Origin of the sequence: Natronosalvus amylolyticus, from assembly GCF_024298845.1 — an archaeon.
Taxonomy (GTDB): domain Archaea; phylum Halobacteriota; class Halobacteria; order Halobacteriales; family Natrialbaceae; genus Natronosalvus; species Natronosalvus amylolyticus.
This window is the reverse complement of the sequence record NZ_CP101156.1, coordinates 1,176,801-1,193,008: the sequence shown is the minus strand read 5'-3', so window position 1 is coordinate 1,193,008 and position 16,208 is coordinate 1,176,801. Positions and strand designations below refer to the sequence as shown.

Sequence of the window (16,208 nt, the reverse complement as noted above, 5' to 3'; positions counted from 1 at the left end):
AAAACAATACGTATATATTGTTGAGTGCCTGCCTATATTAAGAGAGTGTCATCAACAAGTGGATAACGGCCAGAAGTATAATATGATACGATAGTCATTATTGAGACAACTAATGGGCTCTACAATTTGTGAGGATTCAAGAGGGGCCACTCCTGTTGTCGGGCTTACACTTCTCATTGGCATTGCCTTAATTGGTTCTCTTGGAATTTTTATCGTGGGATTAGACCTGATCGGAGCCCAGCAACAACAAGCTGAAAATGAACGTGCTGAACAGAGTTTCATTGAACTCAAACAGTCGATGCACACCCAAGGTTATCAATCAGATACCAGCCAAACGATCAATTTAGACCTTGGCGACGGAGGTGCAATAATTCGAGACGATGCAGGATCAATCTCAGTGGATTACGAGAATCTCAGCGAGGAATTTGAAGAACCCATTACCTTTGGGGCTATAGAATACGAAGGACATGATGGGGGAATATATGCGCTTGAGGGGGGTGCAGTGATTCGAGGAACTGGCGAAAATGCACAGATGGTTTCGGGACCACGTATCGAATATGACGGGGTAACAAACACCCTCAATTTCCAACTGGTTGAGGCCGTTGGTGAAGGCCAGTTAGACTCAGATTCGATAAGTCTGAAAATGAACAGTAGCGAGGGTTACAGTTCCGTCGTCGAAGATGAGCAGGTGATAATAACAATAGAAAGCAGATATTGGGGTGCTTGGGAACAGTATTTCATCAACGAGATCGGGGAACGTGGTGTCCTTGCAGAACCAATAGAAGAAAGTGACAAAGGAAAAGTGAGAGTAGATCTCGGCCGAATCGATCGTCCAACACCGTTTGAGAACGCTGTCCACGTCCGAGAAGAACCAACTGTGCGTGGAGAGGCGGGCGGAATTGATGGCGAAGTGGAAGTAAATGATTCTCTTGAACCAATTGACAATGAAATTTGGGAATTAGTAGCAACTGCAGAAAAAGAGTACACGAATGAAGGAGAACTAACTGGAGGGACTCTCGAAGCTGGCGAGTATTACGCAGATGAAGTAAATCTTGGTGATGATCTTACTGTTGATCTCGAGAATGGAGACGTTGTTCTGGTGGTGAACGGAAGTTTAAACGTAAACAATGAATTCCGTGTCACAAACTGGGGCGAGAATGAATTGCAAATATACACTACTGGAGATATCTCAATCGATGATCAGATGTGCGTAGATCAAACCGAGTGCACCGGCTCATTTCCAGATAGGCAAGGAAATAAACCAGGACCCGGTGAAATCAACGCTCAACATCTTCAGGTGTATGGAACTTCAGAATTTGAGTTAACAATGAGTGGGGATTCGTATTTTGAGGGCGTCGTTTACGCACCTGCTGGTGAAAACGGAAGTTCAACCCTTGAAGAAAGTGGCAATTTCATCATAGATGGGTCTGTTGTTGTTGGGCATGTTGATATCGGTGGTACGTCAGAAATCAGCCACCATGGTCATCTAGAATTCCTGGACCCTGCGATCGGAGGTCCAGTTCAACCACCAGAAATTACGTACCTAAATATTGCACACCAACAAATAGAAGTAAGCCAGGACTAGCGATAATAGGAGAGAGGGAACGCCGTCCTGTTTATCAACAATTCCAGGCTGATATGTTATCTTGATTTGTCGGAATAATTTCAGAGGTGCGTTTTACAATTATCGGCTCTGGTGAATCGCCAGACTGCGACGACTTGATCCGTCAGAACTAGGGAGTTGAAGCGGGAAACGGCGGATGGTTCATGTCCAAAATTTCCCGCTTCACTGGGAAGGTAGTGACGTTGGCTAAAAGTGCTGTTGGTGGCCGAGGCGAATCCGCCGCCCCGCAGGGTGGCGGCGGATTCGCCGACTACGCCGTCGTTTCGCTGCATTGTCTCCGGATTTACTTGGAGAAATCCTACCGCGAAGCGCTTGATCTACTGAGCGAGATGCCACAAATACTGGCGGAGATCGGCCTTGAGAAGGCCGATCTCCCTGATCACTCGACGCTGGTAAAAGCGTTTGACAGGATCAAGATGGCGATCTGGCGAGTGCTGCTGCGCCTGTCGGCGCAGCTGCACGAGCCATCTGGTCACGCGGCGATGGACGCGACATTTTTCGACCGCGAAAACGCGAGCAAACACTACTGCCGTCGCACGAATTACCGCGTTCAGACGCTCAAAACAACCGCTCTCGTCGATACAGCGTCACAAGCTATCCTCGACGTTCACTGCACAACCGAAAAACGTCACGACACGCAGATCGGCTGGCAACTCGCCCGCCGCAACGCGGGCGAGTTGCACAGCCTCGCCGCCGACAAAGGCTATGACTGGCAACGGTTACGTGATAAACTCCGAGAAGAGGACGTAAGACCGCTGATCAAGCATCGTGAGTTCCGTCCCATCGATCACGCGCATAACGCGCGGATCGATGATGCTCTCTACGGCCAGAGAGCGTTGTCTGAGACCGTCTTCTCGGTGATCAAGCGCACGCTCGGCGACGCCGTGTGTGCGCGAAGCTGGTATCGTGAGTTCCGTGAAATCGTCCTGATGTGTGTCGTCTACAACATCAAGCGTGCTGTGAGCTAGGCGAATCCAACGCCGTATGGTGATTCACCACGGCCCAATTATCATATTTTCACTACTTATCGAATAGAAAAGCGATAGCGATCTGCTTCGAGAACAACTTAAGATGCGGTTTAGCCTTTCGAGTGGATCGAATGCCCAGTATTCAGGAAAGGAACTCGAGTATCAGTCGCTAATAAATTTGTTATCGCGCCAGTTGACCCCCGCAGAGGAGGCCTTTCGCTCTCGAGGTCCTTCGACGACCTCGACGTCGGCTGGCCGTGGTTCCCCATCGACGATACGAGTTGCCTCGAGTTCGCCGTCGTTTTCCGAAATCGCGGTCAGCGTTCCCTTTTCGGTCTCCTGGGCGATCGCACAGAGTACCTGAAACATCTCGTACTGGAGCAGGGAGTTCTGGAGGACGGTTTCACGGTCGCCTTTGAACGCCGCGAACTCGACCAGTTCGGATTCGATCTCGTCTTCTTCCTCCTCGTCCCACCGGAAGGAGTTCCGTCGCTCGTCCGGGTCTTCCTCGTACACCCGGTTTTCGGTGACGCTCGCTTTGAGCTGGGCCGTCGGGGTATACTTGCTCACGCTGTCGTCGTCGGAGACGGCTTTCAAAATCAGCGTGTTGTTTCGCCGCGTTAACTCGACGTCGGTGACCTTCTCCGGGTAGGTCGCCGTCTCGAGAAACTCGTGTAGTTCTTCGAGTGGGAGTTCGAGGGTGGAGTGCAACCGATATACGTGTCTGGAGTCCTCTGTTGACATGTGTGGAAAGGTGGGCGACAGTCGTCTGCCCGTTACTACGGTGGCGGGCCATATATGACCTGCTATTATATACTCGCCCGATTCATTTGAATTCATATACGTATCGGGCACAATCGAAGGTGGCGGCCTCGAACAGGCACCCGAACACGCACTTCCATTACTCGACGGTCAGTGTCGACTCGAGGTCACCACGTTCGTCGAGTTCAGCGAGGATGTCCGAGCCGCCGACGAACTCGCCGTCGACGAAGGTCTGTGGGATCGTCTCCCAGCCGCTGTGTTCGGAGAGCGCCGTCCTGAACTCCGGCAGGGACTCGAGGACGTCGACGGTTTCGAAGTCCTCGCGATAGGTGCCGATCAACTCGAGTGCGCGCTGGGAGTACCCACACTGGGGCATCAACTGCGTCCCTTTCATGAACAGCACGACCTCGTTTTCCTCGAGGGTTGTTTCCACGATGTCGTCGACTTCGGACTGCTCGAGACTTGAGTTCGGTTGGAACGTCATTGCCACCACTTGGTGCGTCACGGACTAAGGGTTTGTCCTCTCGCGGCATCTCACACCGAGTGTCGTTCTTCGGTTAGACCAAACTCTTAATTATGAAGTATTTAGTATTTCCTTAGTAGTGATTATGTTGGCTAGTTGGAGTATTCGATAGTGAAGTTGGAGTATCGGTCAGTGAGGGACGCTTTCACGAGTGGGAGACGAAGAAACGACAGGGGGCCGTGTTTCGAGGGGATTGTGTAGCGGTTACTCGTCGGTGCCGACACTGATGACCTGTAACAGCGAGTAGACGGGGACGCCGTCGATCTCGTCCAGCCCCTGTTTGTCGGCGAGGACGACACACGCCAGTGGTTCGCCTCCTTCCTTACGAATTGCCTCGACCGTTTCACGCATTGTCGTTCCGCTGGTGATGGTGTCGTCGACGATGTAACACTCCCGGCCACGGATGGTCGCGAAGTTACGGGAGAAGGTTCCGCCGAGTTCGTCGATATCGTCGTCGTCCCACTGGTGTTTGGCGGGTGTGTACGTTCCCAGGTCGGTCTCGAGTTCGTGGGCGACGAGCGCTGCAATGGGGCCACCGGCTTTCTCGATGCCGATCGTCAGGTCGACGTCTTCGCCGTGTTTTGCCAGCAGGTCGGCGAGCGCTTTGGCGACGTAACCCATTCGCCTCGAATCCCGACCGATGGCCGACCAGTCGACGTGAATGTCGCCAGACCCGCCACTCGAGGACGCCGTTTCTTCCGCGGGGGTTGGGGCGGTACCGCTCCGTTCGACGAGCCAGCTGGCGGTTTCTCGAGAGACGTTGAGTTCGTCCGCGATTTCGCCTTTCGAGAGGCCGCGGTCGGCCAGGTCTGCTGCACTGTCGATGAGGTCGTCGACGTTTTTCATATGGTGTCAAATTCGACCGCCGTTTTTATAGTCGTGTCGTCGTCGACGAATGCGTCCTGGAACGAATCGAGGTCGTAGACGCCGGTGACGAGATCGTCGGTAAACGACTGCGGAAGTTCTGAGAGCGTGTCGATGGCCGATTCGAAGTGGCCGCGGTGTGAGTTGACGCTCCCGACGAGCGCCTTGTTGTGGAGGACGAACTCCTCGTGGAGCGCACCGCCGTCGATTTCGAACTCCCAGCTCGAGGGCACCCCGAGTAAGGCACCGACCCCGTTCGGTGCGAGCGCTTCGATAGTCTCGAAGGCGTGTGGCGCGTAGCCCGTCGCCTCGTAGATGAAGTCGATTCCTTCGTGGACGTCAGGTACCTCCGAGACGGGCGTTTCTCGAGAGTCGACGTACGTTGCACCGAACGATTCGATGATATCGATAGTCGGGTCCGGTCGGTCGCGACGGCCCAGACAGTACGTCCGGTCGAACTCGAGGGTTTCGACCAGCATGGCCACGGTCAAGAGCCCGAGCGAGCCGTTGCCGAGGACCATCGCGGATTCGGGTCGCCAGTCGAACGCGGAACGGCTGGCGAAGGCGTGTTCGATGGCCTTCTCAGAGATACTAATGGGTTCGACGAGAAAACCGAGCGATGCGAGCGATTTTGGAATCGACACGAGATATTCTGCGGGGCTGGTAAAGTATTCGGCCATGAAGCCGTGGCCACCGACGATCCCTCGTTCGACGTACTCGCCCTCCGGTGCCATATCTGGATAGCCCGATTCGAAGTAGTGGTTGGTTCCGTTTGGCGGTCGTCGAACCGTGGGGACGACGAGTTGGCCCGTCTCGAGGTCAGTTCCGTTCGGGTCTTCGACCACGCCGACGGCCTCGTGGCCGAGTACGAGGTGGTCCGCCCCATCTGGAACGCCACCGTGGGCACCCGAGATCACCTCGTGGTCGGTGCCGTCGACGCCAACCCGGAGCGTCCTGACGAGTGCCTCACCCGTTTCGGGTTCGGGTATCGGCTTCTCGACGATCGTTGGCTCACCCGCCCCTGGTTCGACTGCAATAGCGTACATACCCGACAGTTAGCGTCCGAGGGCTAAAAGTTTATTCTATCTCGAGTAAAGAATCATTTTCGGTTGCTCGAGTCGCTTCGTAGTGGCACAGACCTCTTTTGAACAGGGTGCTGGGAAGGGGGCAACCGTCGCGCCAGCGGAAACGATTATCCCCGCGCCACACGCATGCCGTGACATGGAACGATACGATCTCGTCTACCAGCTCTACGACGAGTTCGACACCAAGACGCTCCGCGAGTACCAGGAGTTCGTCGATGTCTTTCCGCCGGTCGACTCGCGCGTCGCTCTCGAGCACTGGCAGGAAGCGAGTGACGAACTCGAGGCGCGTAAAGACGACATTCGGGCGGCGTTCGCCGCCGGCGAGACGTTCGCCGAGATCGCCTCGCGAACGACACGCGATCAGGCCTTTACGGCGCTCGACCTGGAAGCCAAGTACGCGAGGCCGGTGAACGTCCTCGTGCTAGACGTCGACGAGACGCTGCGCTCGGCTGGAAGCACCGACAACGAGATTCCGCGTGACACGCTGCACGTCCTGACCGAATTTCACGAGGCGGGCATCCCCATCGTCATCTGTACGGGACAGACTCTCGAGAACGTCAAAGGGTTCGCGATCCAGGGGTTGGGCAGCGAAATCGTCCACTCGGGTGAACTCTCCATCGTGTACGAGTCGGGCAACGGCGTGTTCACGCCAGGCCACGGAGCGGATACCAAGCAGTTGCTGTACAACGACCTCGACGATTCGATTCGAGATATCTTCGATGCGGTTCGGGCGCGCGTGCTGACTGGGGCTCCGGCGCACCTCCGACGCGGCTGTCACCTCCAGGGCAACGAGTTCAACGTCACGATGAAGCCGAACTACGAGACGGGCTCGAGTCAGGCCCGCGAAGTCATCGATGACGCACTGGTCTACATGATCGACCTGCTTGGAACGGCGGTCGCCGACGTGATATCGTGGTCACCGTCAGACTCGAACGAACTCGTCGGCTACACTCGAGCGTTTTACGCCGGTGAAGACCCCGAAATCCGTAGCGTGCTCGAGGGAGAGGGGGCCTATCCTGACGTCGATCGGGCTGCCGTTCCCGAGCCGCTGGCCGCTGTATTCGAGCGGATCGACGTTGCCTACTACGAGGCCGACGCAGCGGAAGTAAGCAGCCTGGAACTCAACAAGGTTGCCGGCGTGAAACGGGCGCTCGAGGTGCTGGGGGTCGAGGACCCCTTCGCGCTCGTTATGGGTGATTCGAAAACCGATCTCCGCGTAATGGAGTGGGTCGCCGAAAACGACGCGGGCATCGCGGCTGCCCCAGAACACGCCTCGAGCGACACGCTCGATCACGTGATCAGATCGGACGAACTGGTCTTCGCACAGGGCAAAAGCGTCGACGTACTCCGGACGGTTTACGCGCTCAATCAGCTAGCGCGGCTCAACTGACCTACGGCGTTCGGTTCACTGATCTCCCGATCGCGTGCAACGGTGTCAGTGGGGTGATCGGCGGTACATGAGTATACGGTTTCCCGTCAGTGTTCGACGAACTCGAGCAACACGCCACCGGTGTCTCGCGGGTGTAAAAACGCCACGTCGTGGCCCCACGCGCCCGGCCGTGGTTGTTCGTCGATGCACTCGATACCCATCTCGCGGGCGCGCTCGAGGGCGCCACTGGCGTCGTCGGTTTCGACTGCCAGATGGTGAATACCTGGGCCGTTTCGCTCGAGGTAACGTGCGATGGTCCCTCTCTCCTCCGGTTCCAGCAGTTCGAAGTAGCCGTTTTCGAACGCGAGAAAGACGACGGTCATCCCGTCGAACGTTTCCTCGTGGGCGATTTCGACGTCGAACAGGTCGGCATACAGCGCGGCCGTCGCACTCGCGTCGTCGGTCGCGATACCAGCGTGATCGATACGCATATGCGCTGTGGCGTGTCGAACCGTCGTCAGTGTTGCGCTCGATGCCCGTGATTGACCAAAAAGTTGTTACTACACCAACACCAAACGCTTCGGCATGGAGATCACGAACACGGAAACCCTCCCGGACCGCGAAGTCATCGAAGTCCTCGGCATCGCCCGTGGCAATACGGTCGAGGCCAGGAACGTCGGCCGAGACATCACGCAGGGTATTCGAAACGTCTTCGGTGGTGAGCTCAAGGCGTACTCCGACCTGTTGACGAAAGCACGCGACGAAGCGATCACCCGCATGGAAGCCGACGCCGAGGAAATGGGCGCTGATGCAGTACTCAATGTCCGTCTCGAGACCTCACAGATCACCGACGGTGGCTCGGAAGTGATGGCCTACGGGACGGCAGTGCGACTGCGGTAACAACGGCTTTTCGGGGAGAAAGAATCCTTCGAAAACGATCCCTCGAGGGGCGTTCCCTGCAACAGGAACGCTGCTGGCGATTATTTCCCGTAACAGCATGCTTATACTGGCCTGTGTTGTGTGTTATACCGCAGCACAATCCAGGGTGGCAATGACCCGACGATGGGTCGGCCGTGGGATGCCAGCAATCGATATAGCTGGCCACGCTGGACATCACCTGCACCCTGTGGTGGGTTTTCTCGAAGACCATCGACCCGTGAGCAGTGCCTCCGTTCGTCGGGGGCGTCTCCAATCGGCCGCAGGAATCGGTAACCGGGCGTTTCACCACGGACGGGACCGTCTGTTCGTTTCGCTCGAGCGCACGACGAATGGAGAGATTCAAGGGGCCGGCGCGTGCTGTGACGAACAATGCGCCACGACAACGTCATCACGAGTAAACAACTGTCACGGGAGGATATCGAAACCATCCTCGATCGGGCCGCTGAAATCGACGCCGATCCGTCCGCAGTTGCCAACTCCTATCCGGATACCATCCTCGGACTGCTGTTTTTCGAACCCAGCACGCGAACGAAACTGAGCTTCGAGACGGCGATGAAGCGCCTGGGGGGCAACGTCATCGATATGGGGTCTGTCGAATCCTCGAGTGTCAAAAAGGGGGAGACACTCGCGGACACCGTTCGGGTGATCGAAGGCTACGCGGACGCCCTCGTCGTTCGCCACCCAAAACAGGGCTCGTCGACGATGGCTGCGGAGTTCGTCGACGTCCCGCTGATCAATGCCGGCGACGGGGCCGGACATCACCCCACCCAGACGCTCCTCGACCTCTATACGATTCGAGAGAACGCCGGCCTCGAGGACCTCTCGATCGGGATCATGGGCGATCTCAAGTACGGCCGGACGGTCCACTCGCTGGCCTACGCGCTCTCTCACTTCGACGCCCACCAGCATTTCATCAGCCCCGAAAGTCTCCAGTTACCTCGTGAGGTCGTCTACGACCTCCACCAGGAGGGGGCCTCGGTTCGCGAACACGAAAATCTGGACGAGATCCTGTCGACGCTCGACGTCCTGTACGTGACGCGCATTCAGCGCGAACGATTCCCCGACGAAAACGAATACCAGAAGATCGCTGGCGAGTACCAGATCGATATGGAGACTCTCGAGGTAGCGAGCGACAACCTGACAGTGATGCACCCGCTCCCTCGAGTCGACGAGATCGCGCCGGAAATCGACGAAACGGCCCACGCGGCGTACTTCGAACAGGCACACAACGGGGTCCCCGTTCGAATGGCGCTGCTCGACCTCCTGCTCGGTGATGCACAATGAGCGACGACACATCCACTGACGATACCGCACACGAACTGCGCGTAAGCAAGATCAGAAACGGCACCGTGATCGACCACGTCCGAGCGGGCCAGGCACTCAACGTACTGGCAATTCTCGACATCGACGGCAGTCAAAACGAGGAGGTTTCGGTCGGGATCAACGTCCCCTCCGACCGGCTGGCTCGAAAAGACATCGTCAAAGTCGAGGGACGCGAATTGAGCCAGGAAGAAGTCGACGTCCTGTCGCTCATCGCGCCCGACGCGACGATCAACATCGTCCGCGAGTACGAGGTGACGAGCAAACACCGCGTCGAACGCCCCGACGAAGTCCAGGACGTGTTACGCTGCCCGAACGCAGCCTGTATCACGACTGAAGACGAACCGGTTACCTCTCGGTTCGAGGTGCTCGAGGACGGCGTCCGCTGTCTGTACTGTGGGACGATCGTCCGCGAATCGATTGCCGACCTCATCGAATAGTACTCCGTCAAACATCGACCTGTGAGCCGCCCCTTCCAGAATATCTAAGTGCCGGGCAAACGTGCATTCGAACGTATATGTCGCGAACGATCAAATTCCTGCTCGTACTGGTCGCCGTCGTCGTCCTCTGGAAAGTCGTCTTCAGCAGTTCCGAAGTCGACGTCGAGTACGATCCACTCGAGTAGCTGGCCGATATCCGAACCGCTTACCGTCTCGGCGCCGAACCCGTTCGTATGTACGGCGTCGTGACGCGAAACCCCGACGAAGTCGCCTGGGAAGACTTCGACCGCGCTTTTTACGAAGTCAAGGACGTGACCGGCCGGTCTGCACAACCGCTTCCTGATGCGGTCAACATGGTCTCCTGTTTCGGAGACAACGCGGCAGCCGATGCCGAACCCTCGCTGGTTCCCGTCGACGACGATGGGAATCGGGCCACCCGCGAGCGGAAATACTTCGACTGGGCGTACATCTGCCCCTCGAGGACCGAGTACCGGGAAGGGCTGCTCGAGATTATCGACGACTGTGTCGAAGCGAACGCGGACGTCAGACTGGACGACGTCGGCTTCCCCCGGCAGGGATACTGTCGGTGTGACGTGTGCCAGGAGTCGTTTGCCGACAGCGACTTCGACGACAGGCAAGCCTGGCGAGCGAACGTCATCACGGAGTTCGTCGCCGAAGCAACTGAACGAATCCCTGGCCGGGTCTACCTGACGCTGTATCCTGACCCGTACCCTGGCCACCTGTACGAACGGGCGGGACTCGACCTCGAGGCCCTGTCCGAGCACGTCGACGAGTTCGTCGTGCCGCTATACGATATGGCCTATACGACGACCTACTGGCTCGAGGTGATCGCAAGCGGATTCGAGAGCACGCTCGAGACACCCTTTAGTATCGAACTGTACGCAGTCGACATCGACATCGATAATCTGTGTAAGGCCACCGAAGTCGCCGGTCACTACGGCAAAGACGTGTTCTTCGGTTACGAGGCGAGCAATGCACGCGGAGCGTTACGACGGTTGCGAGCCGATCAGCAGACGGGCGTATCCCACGGCGAACCGAGTTCCTGAGAGCGGGACACGTGTTGCGGTGTCAGTGATCGCCCCGCCACCGCACATTCTTTACGCGTGATATCGAATATCAACGTATGTACGACAGCGTTCTCCTCCCAACTGATGGAAGCCAGGCCTCGGAACGGGCCCTCGAGTATGCTATCGACCTCGCACAACAGTACGACGCCGCCCTTCACGTCATGTACGTCATCGACAAAGCCGTTTTCGCCGGCGACGTCGAAACCGGGACGATCGTCACCCAGTTCGAACAGGTGGGACAGTCTGTGCTTGAGGAGGTCGAAACGGAAGCTACCAGAGCAGGTATCGAGACAACCATTACCCATCTCGGCCGCGGTAGTCCGCACGAAGCGATCCTGAAATACACCGAAGAAGAGGATATCGACGTGGTAGTGATGGGGACCAGAGGTCGAACCGGGCTCGACCGCTACCTGCTCGGAAGCGTCACGGAAAAGGTCGTTCGTCTCTCCGATGTGCCGGTGTTAACGGTTCGCCACTCCGAACGTGCCGACTCCGAATCCACCCAGGAGGAGTGAATTTCCGGGACGAGTGTCCACACACTCGAGTCTCTCGAGGTTCACGGATACGCTCGAGTTCGGCTCGCGACCAGTTCGGGGTATGCCGGTCTTCGCTACGGTACCTGCTCGAAGCTGCCCAGCACTCGACAGGGTTCGACCATCGGCGAGGAAACCGTCGCAATTTTTACCACCTCGAGACGAGTTTCGAGTATGACTGGTTCGGAAACGGGTGACGAAAGCGGTGGGGCGGCTGTATCTGCGGACAGGCCACAGAGCGTACTCGACGAGACCGACGAGCCACGAGCTATCGATATGCACGCCCACCAACCGACGAGTGAGTTCTTGCACGACGCCGGCGGGCAGATGATGAAAGATGCTGCTGCACGCTTTGGCGCAGATCTCGAGACGGACACCTACGAGAACATGATCGAGAGCTACCACGCGGCAGGCGTGGGTAGAGCCGTGTTACTCGGCTGGGATGCTGAGACGAACACCGGGAATCCACCGGTCCCAAACGACTACGTGGCCGAGGTGCGCGATGAGTACCCCGACTTCTTCATCGGTTTTGGCTCCGTCGATCCGCTGAAAGACGACTGCGTCGAAGAGGCGATTCGGTGCGTCGAAGATCTCGACCTCTCGGGTTTCAAATTCCAGCAGATTGCTCAGGGGTTCGATCCGAGCGACCCCGAACACGAACAGCTCTGGGCAACGATCGAAGACCTCGGCGTCCCCGTCGTCTTCCACGGCGGCAACTCGACGCTCGGTGCGTGCTCGCCGGGCGGGCGCGGGCTCAAAATCAAGTACGGCAACCCGATGTTGATCGACGACGTCGCTGCCGACCATCCCGAGTTACAGATACTGATCGCCCACCCTGCGTTCCCGTGGGAGCGCGAACAACTCGCCATCTGCCAGCAAAAGGGGAACGTGTACATGGATCTCTCAGGGTGGATGCCGAAATATATCGACGACCAGGTGCTCCACTACGCGAAGACGCTACTCGCCGATACCGTCATGTTCGGCACCGATTATCCGATGCTCGAGCCCGAACCCTGGCTCGAGCAGTTTGCCAGCCTCGAATTCCCGCCGGACGTCCAACGAAAGCTGCTCTGGGAGAACGCTGAATCGTTCCTCGGACTGTAACCGGTTTCCTTCTCGAGGAACGGTGCCTACAGTGCCCTCTCGAGAGACCTTACTCGCCCGCCCCTTCGAGAGAGCCCTCAACACACACCTGTCAACAGATATATTCACCAGCGCTGAAAACGCATCATCCAGACGATGGCACTCGGCTGGCTCCGATCTGGTGACGGTTGTTCACTCCCCCCACTTCTCTGTGCCGTGTGTCGCCTGCTTTTTCCAACCCATCTTGATGCAACTGGAGGCGGGTTGCGGTGACCGCCCTCGAGGATGTCGCCAGCGGAATCGTCACACACGCGAAAATTATCGTCGCCATCGGTCTCGTGCTCACGCTCGTGTTGGGTGCCGGATTGCCCGGTCTCGAGACGGATACTCGACTCGAGCAGTTCGAGACGGCTGCACCGGAGGGCGATGCCTTCGAGTACGCCGAACGGAGTTTCGACGAACGCGACGAGAACACGACGACAGTCCAGGTCATCTGGCGAGCTGAAGGGGAAGCAATCGGCGGGCAAACGGACAATGCACTGACGCGAGAGTCCTTACTCGAGGGACTGTACTTCCAGCGCGACCTGCACGAAGACGAGACGATCGGCCCGACGCTTGTCGAGGAGACGCCGACTGTTGGCGTAGAAAACGTGCTGGCAACGGCAATTATCCGACTCGAGGAAGCTGCCCTCATCGAGGAAGAAGCGACCGAGTTCGAGCGGGAACTCGAGGCCGTCGAGACGCAGATTCGATCCCTCGAAGGTTCACTCGAGGAGATAGCAGCGCTCCAGGCAGAGTACGAAACTCTGAACGATTCCTACGAGGCGGGCGATATCGACGACGAAACCTACGACGAGCAGGCGAGCGCGTACGAAACACGCATCCAATCGGTAATCGAAAACGCCACTGAGACTCTCGAGAGCGACCGAGCCGCAGACTTCGAGGCTGCAGTCGACTCCCTCCGCTCGATCGAGCACGAAATCGCCGAACTAGAGCGCGAACGAGCGGCCGAGAACGTGACCGACGACGAGTACGAGGTTCAACGCAACGGGCTCGAGTCTGCACGCGGTCAGGCAATCACTGACGGTTCTAGTCGCCTCTATCTCGACGAACTCGAGGCCCTCCAGCGAGAAGGAGAACGACTCGAAGATACCCGGGATGCACTGGAGCGAATCGAACAGCCACCGCTCGAAGAGCAGATCGAAGTGCTGGAAGCAGCAGATCAGGATGACGTCGACGAGGCAATCGAATTCGTCCTCGGGGCGGAGGGACCCGGCAGTGACAGAGCCGTACGCTTGCTCCCGGCCGAGTACACGCCGGGTGAGACGCAGGCGAGCGACCGCATGTTGCTCATCACCCAGTCGCTCGACCGGGGCGACAGTCCGCCAGGAGCGCTCGGGGACGACGTCATCGAGGCCCAACACGAGATCGAGGAGGATGCGCTCGAGTGGCGGGCGAACACCATCGTCTTCGGGTTCGGACTGGTGGCGGCAGAGGTCGACCAGGCGGTGTTCGATAGCGTGTTGATCGTTGGTCCGCTGGCACTGCTGTTCGTGGTGGGTACACTCACCATTGCCTATCGTGACCCCCTCGATATCGTGTTGGGGTGTGTCGGTATGCTGGTCGTCCTCATCTGGACGTTTGGGGCCGCAGCATGGGCCAGCGTTGCGTTCACGCAACTGTTCGTCGCTATTCCCGTGTTACTGATCGGGCTCTCTATCGACTACGCGATACACGTCTTCATGCGCCAGCGAGAGTACTACGCACTCGAGGCGGAAGGGGGGTCGGAGAGCCCTGAAAAGTCCTTACAACGGGCGGTGACGGATGCGGATTACGGTAGCGAGTCGACCTCGGGACGAGCGATGGTCGGAGCCCTCGGTGGAATCGCCGTGGCACTGATCCTGGTGACGGCGACCGCGGCAATCGGATTTCTGGCGAACCTCGTCAGTCCGGTCGGTCCCGTTCGCGAGTTCGGGGTCGTGAGCGCCCTGGGAATCGTCTCCTCGTTCGTCGTCTTTGGGGCGTTGATTCCTGCGGTGAAGGTACAGGTGGACGGTTTCCTCGAGGATCGTGGCTACGATCGTAATAAACGCGCTATTGGAACCGGGGAGGGTGGACGCATCCTCTCGAGCGGGGCGACGCTCGCTCGCCGGGCACCGCTCGTCGTCCTCCTGTGTCTGTTTCTCGTCACTGCAGGCGGTGCTGTCGGTGCGACACAGGTGGATACGACGTTCGACGAGCGCGCGTTCCTCACGGACGACACTGCTTCGTGGACGGCCTATCTCGGGCCACTCGAACCTGGGGAGTATCGAATGCAGGCGTCGTTGGCGTACCTCAACGAGCACTTCCAGCGCGAAGGTGGACAAGCTCAGATCCTGATTGCAGGCGACATAACTGACGGTGAAACGATGCAACGGGTCGCACGTGCCGAGCGACGGGCGAGCGAGAGCGATGCTGTCTACGTCTTGCCCGGGGGGAACCCAGATATACAGTCGCCGCTGTCGGTGATGGAGGCAACTGCCGACGACAGCGAGTCCTTCAACGCGACGTTTCGTCTCGCCGACCGGACGGACGACGACGTTCCCGACCAGAACATGGTGGGATTGTACGACGGCCTCTTCGAAGCGAATCCGGATGCCGCGAGTCAGGTGATTTATCGCACGGAAGCTGGAGAGTACGAAGCGGTGAGGCTCGTTATCGGTACTGACACCGGGCTCACCAGCGCCGAAATCGCAGCTGAGATGCGAGCAATAGCCGCGGCAGTTGATGGGGCAACCTGGTCCGGAAGCGTCTCGAGTGGGGCCGACGCCGATTCGAACGACGGAGCCAGCCGACTCGAGGTAATTGCGACCGGTGAGCCCGTACTTACGTACGTCTACGAACGGGCGCTGTTCGAGAGTATCATCCAGGGATTACTCGTCGCACTGGTGGCCGTCACGGTATTTTTGATGGGTGTTTATCATCGACAGGGACACGGTGCGTTACTCGGTTTCGTTACCGTCGTTCCTGTCATCGGTGCACTCGGTGCGACGCTCGCCACGATGGCACTCCTCGGCATCCCGTTCAACGTGCTGACGGGGATGGTTGCAAGCCTCACCATCGGGCTGGGCATCGCCTACAGCGTTCACCTCAGTTCCCGATTCGCGCAGGAACTCGAGAGCGTCCACACGACGGACGACGGCGCTGGCGATGATGCAACGAGCGGTGTCGAAAACCCGGTCTATCGGGCGCTCGATCGGACCCTTCGAACGACAGGCGGTGCCCTCACTGGGAGTGCTGTGACGACAATTCTCGGGTTCGGCGTCCTGACCGTGGCAACCGTTCCGTTGCTCCAGCAGTTCGGCTTCGTGACCGCGCTTACCATCGGATATGCGTTTCTGGCTAGCGTACTTGCATTGCCAACCCTGTTGTACATCTGGGCTCGCAAAACAACCGATCTATAGACGTATTCCACGTGGGCTGGTCGAAAGGAGCGAGCGCTCGAGTGCTCGTGACGACAACGGCCCCTATGAGCGACACTCGAGTGCCCCGGCGATAACGCCGGTGAAATCACGTCTCAGGTGGGCTATTGTGCCGAATTTTGGGTTTCCCTACGCACGGGATTTAGGTT

At 58.0% G+C, this 16,208-nt stretch carries 15 protein-coding genes; 10 read left to right on the top strand and 5 right to left on the bottom strand.

Annotation, left to right across the window (positions count from 1 at the left end):
• Positions 1–112: 112 nt before the first annotated feature.
• Together NLK60_RS05550 and NLK60_RS05545 are read left to right on the top strand one after the other, a co-directional pair.
• A complete protein-coding gene (locus tag NLK60_RS05550) occupies positions 113–1,585 on the top strand; it encodes a DUF7289 family protein (protein WP_254809893.1) in 1,473 nt (490 codons plus the stop codon).
• Positions 1,586–1,767: 182 nt separating this feature from the next.
• The gene (locus NLK60_RS05545; protein WP_254809892.1) at positions 1,768–2,592 is read left to right on the top strand and encodes an IS5 family transposase; all 825 of its coding nucleotides are present in this window, start codon (positions 1,768–1,770) and stop codon (positions 2,590–2,592) included.
• A gap of 162 nt (positions 2,593–2,754) precedes the next feature.
• Here NLK60_RS05545 and NLK60_RS05540 read toward each other — a convergent pair whose 3' ends face one another.
• The 4 genes from NLK60_RS05540 to NLK60_RS05525 all read right to left on the bottom strand — a co-directional run bounded on the left by NLK60_RS05540 (position 2,755) and on the right by NLK60_RS05525 (position 5,787).
• Positions 2,755–3,336, bottom strand: coding sequence for a DUF7110 family protein (locus NLK60_RS05540; protein ID WP_254809891.1), 582 nt, complete (start codon positions 3,334–3,336; stop codon positions 2,755–2,757).
• Between the two features lie 157 nt (positions 3,337–3,493).
• Positions 3,494–3,838 (bottom strand): glutaredoxin family protein, encoded by a 345-nt coding sequence (locus tag NLK60_RS05535; protein WP_254809890.1) that lies wholly within the window; start codon positions 3,836–3,838, stop codon positions 3,494–3,496.
• A 243-nt stretch (positions 3,839–4,081) separates the two neighbouring features.
• Positions 4,082–4,723: a transcriptional regulator GfcR gene (gene gfcR, locus NLK60_RS05530; RefSeq protein ID WP_254809889.1), complete on the bottom strand. Its 642-nt coding sequence runs from the start codon at positions 4,721–4,723 to the stop codon at positions 4,082–4,084.
• Positions 4,720–5,787 (bottom strand): glucose 1-dehydrogenase, encoded by a 1,068-nt coding sequence (locus NLK60_RS05525; RefSeq protein ID WP_254809888.1) that lies wholly within the window; start codon positions 5,785–5,787, stop codon positions 4,720–4,722. Before NLK60_RS05525 ends, gfcR begins: the two co-directional genes overlap by 4 nt.
• A 175-nt stretch (positions 5,788–5,962) precedes the next feature.
• Here NLK60_RS05525 and NLK60_RS05520 point away from each other — a divergent pair, with 175 nt between their 5' ends.
• A complete protein-coding gene (locus tag NLK60_RS05520; protein ID WP_254810435.1) occupies positions 5,963–7,216 on the top strand; it encodes an HAD family hydrolase in 1,254 nt (417 codons plus the stop codon).
• Positions 7,217–7,302: 86 nt separating this feature from the next.
• Here the strand turns inward: NLK60_RS05520 and mce are convergent, their stop codons facing one another.
• Positions 7,303–7,686 (bottom strand): methylmalonyl-CoA epimerase, encoded by a 384-nt coding sequence (mce, locus tag NLK60_RS05515; protein WP_254809887.1) that lies wholly within the window; start codon positions 7,684–7,686, stop codon positions 7,303–7,305.
• 94 nt (positions 7,687–7,780) lie between these two features.
• On the opposite strand from mce, the gene NLK60_RS05510 reads away from it, so the two are divergent.
• The 7 genes from NLK60_RS05510 to NLK60_RS05480 all read left to right on the top strand — a co-directional run bounded on the left by NLK60_RS05510 (position 7,781) and on the right by NLK60_RS05480 (position 16,041).
• Positions 7,781–8,095 (top strand): YbjQ family protein, encoded by a 315-nt coding sequence (locus NLK60_RS05510; RefSeq protein WP_254809886.1) that lies wholly within the window; start codon positions 7,781–7,783, stop codon positions 8,093–8,095.
• Positions 8,096–8,503: 408 nt separating this feature from the next.
• The gene (pyrB, locus tag NLK60_RS05505) at positions 8,504–9,418 is read left to right on the top strand and encodes an aspartate carbamoyltransferase (protein ID WP_254809885.1); all 915 of its coding nucleotides are present in this window, start codon (positions 8,504–8,506) and stop codon (positions 9,416–9,418) included.
• On the top strand, positions 9,415–9,894 hold the full coding sequence (gene pyrI / locus NLK60_RS05500) for an aspartate carbamoyltransferase regulatory subunit (protein WP_254809884.1): 480 nt from the start codon (positions 9,415–9,417) through the stop codon (positions 9,892–9,894). The genes pyrB and pyrI overlap by 4 nt, the downstream gene beginning before the upstream one ends.
• Positions 9,895–10,127: 233 nt before the next feature.
• Entirely contained in the window at positions 10,128–10,961 is an 834-nt protein-coding gene (locus NLK60_RS05495; RefSeq protein WP_254809883.1) for a hypothetical protein, read from the top strand.
• A gap of 77 nt (positions 10,962–11,038) precedes the next feature.
• Positions 11,039–11,497: a universal stress protein gene (locus tag NLK60_RS05490; protein WP_254809882.1), complete on the top strand. Its 459-nt coding sequence runs from the start codon at positions 11,039–11,041 to the stop codon at positions 11,495–11,497.
• A 294-nt stretch (positions 11,498–11,791) separates the two neighbouring features.
• On the top strand, positions 11,792–12,619 hold the full coding sequence (locus tag NLK60_RS05485; protein WP_254810434.1) for an amidohydrolase family protein: 828 nt from the start codon (positions 11,792–11,794) through the stop codon (positions 12,617–12,619).
• 248 nt (positions 12,620–12,867) lie between these two features.
• Positions 12,868–16,041: an efflux RND transporter permease subunit gene (locus tag NLK60_RS05480; protein WP_254809881.1), complete on the top strand. Its 3,174-nt coding sequence runs from the start codon at positions 12,868–12,870 to the stop codon at positions 16,039–16,041.
• Positions 16,042–16,208: the final 167 nt, after the last annotated feature.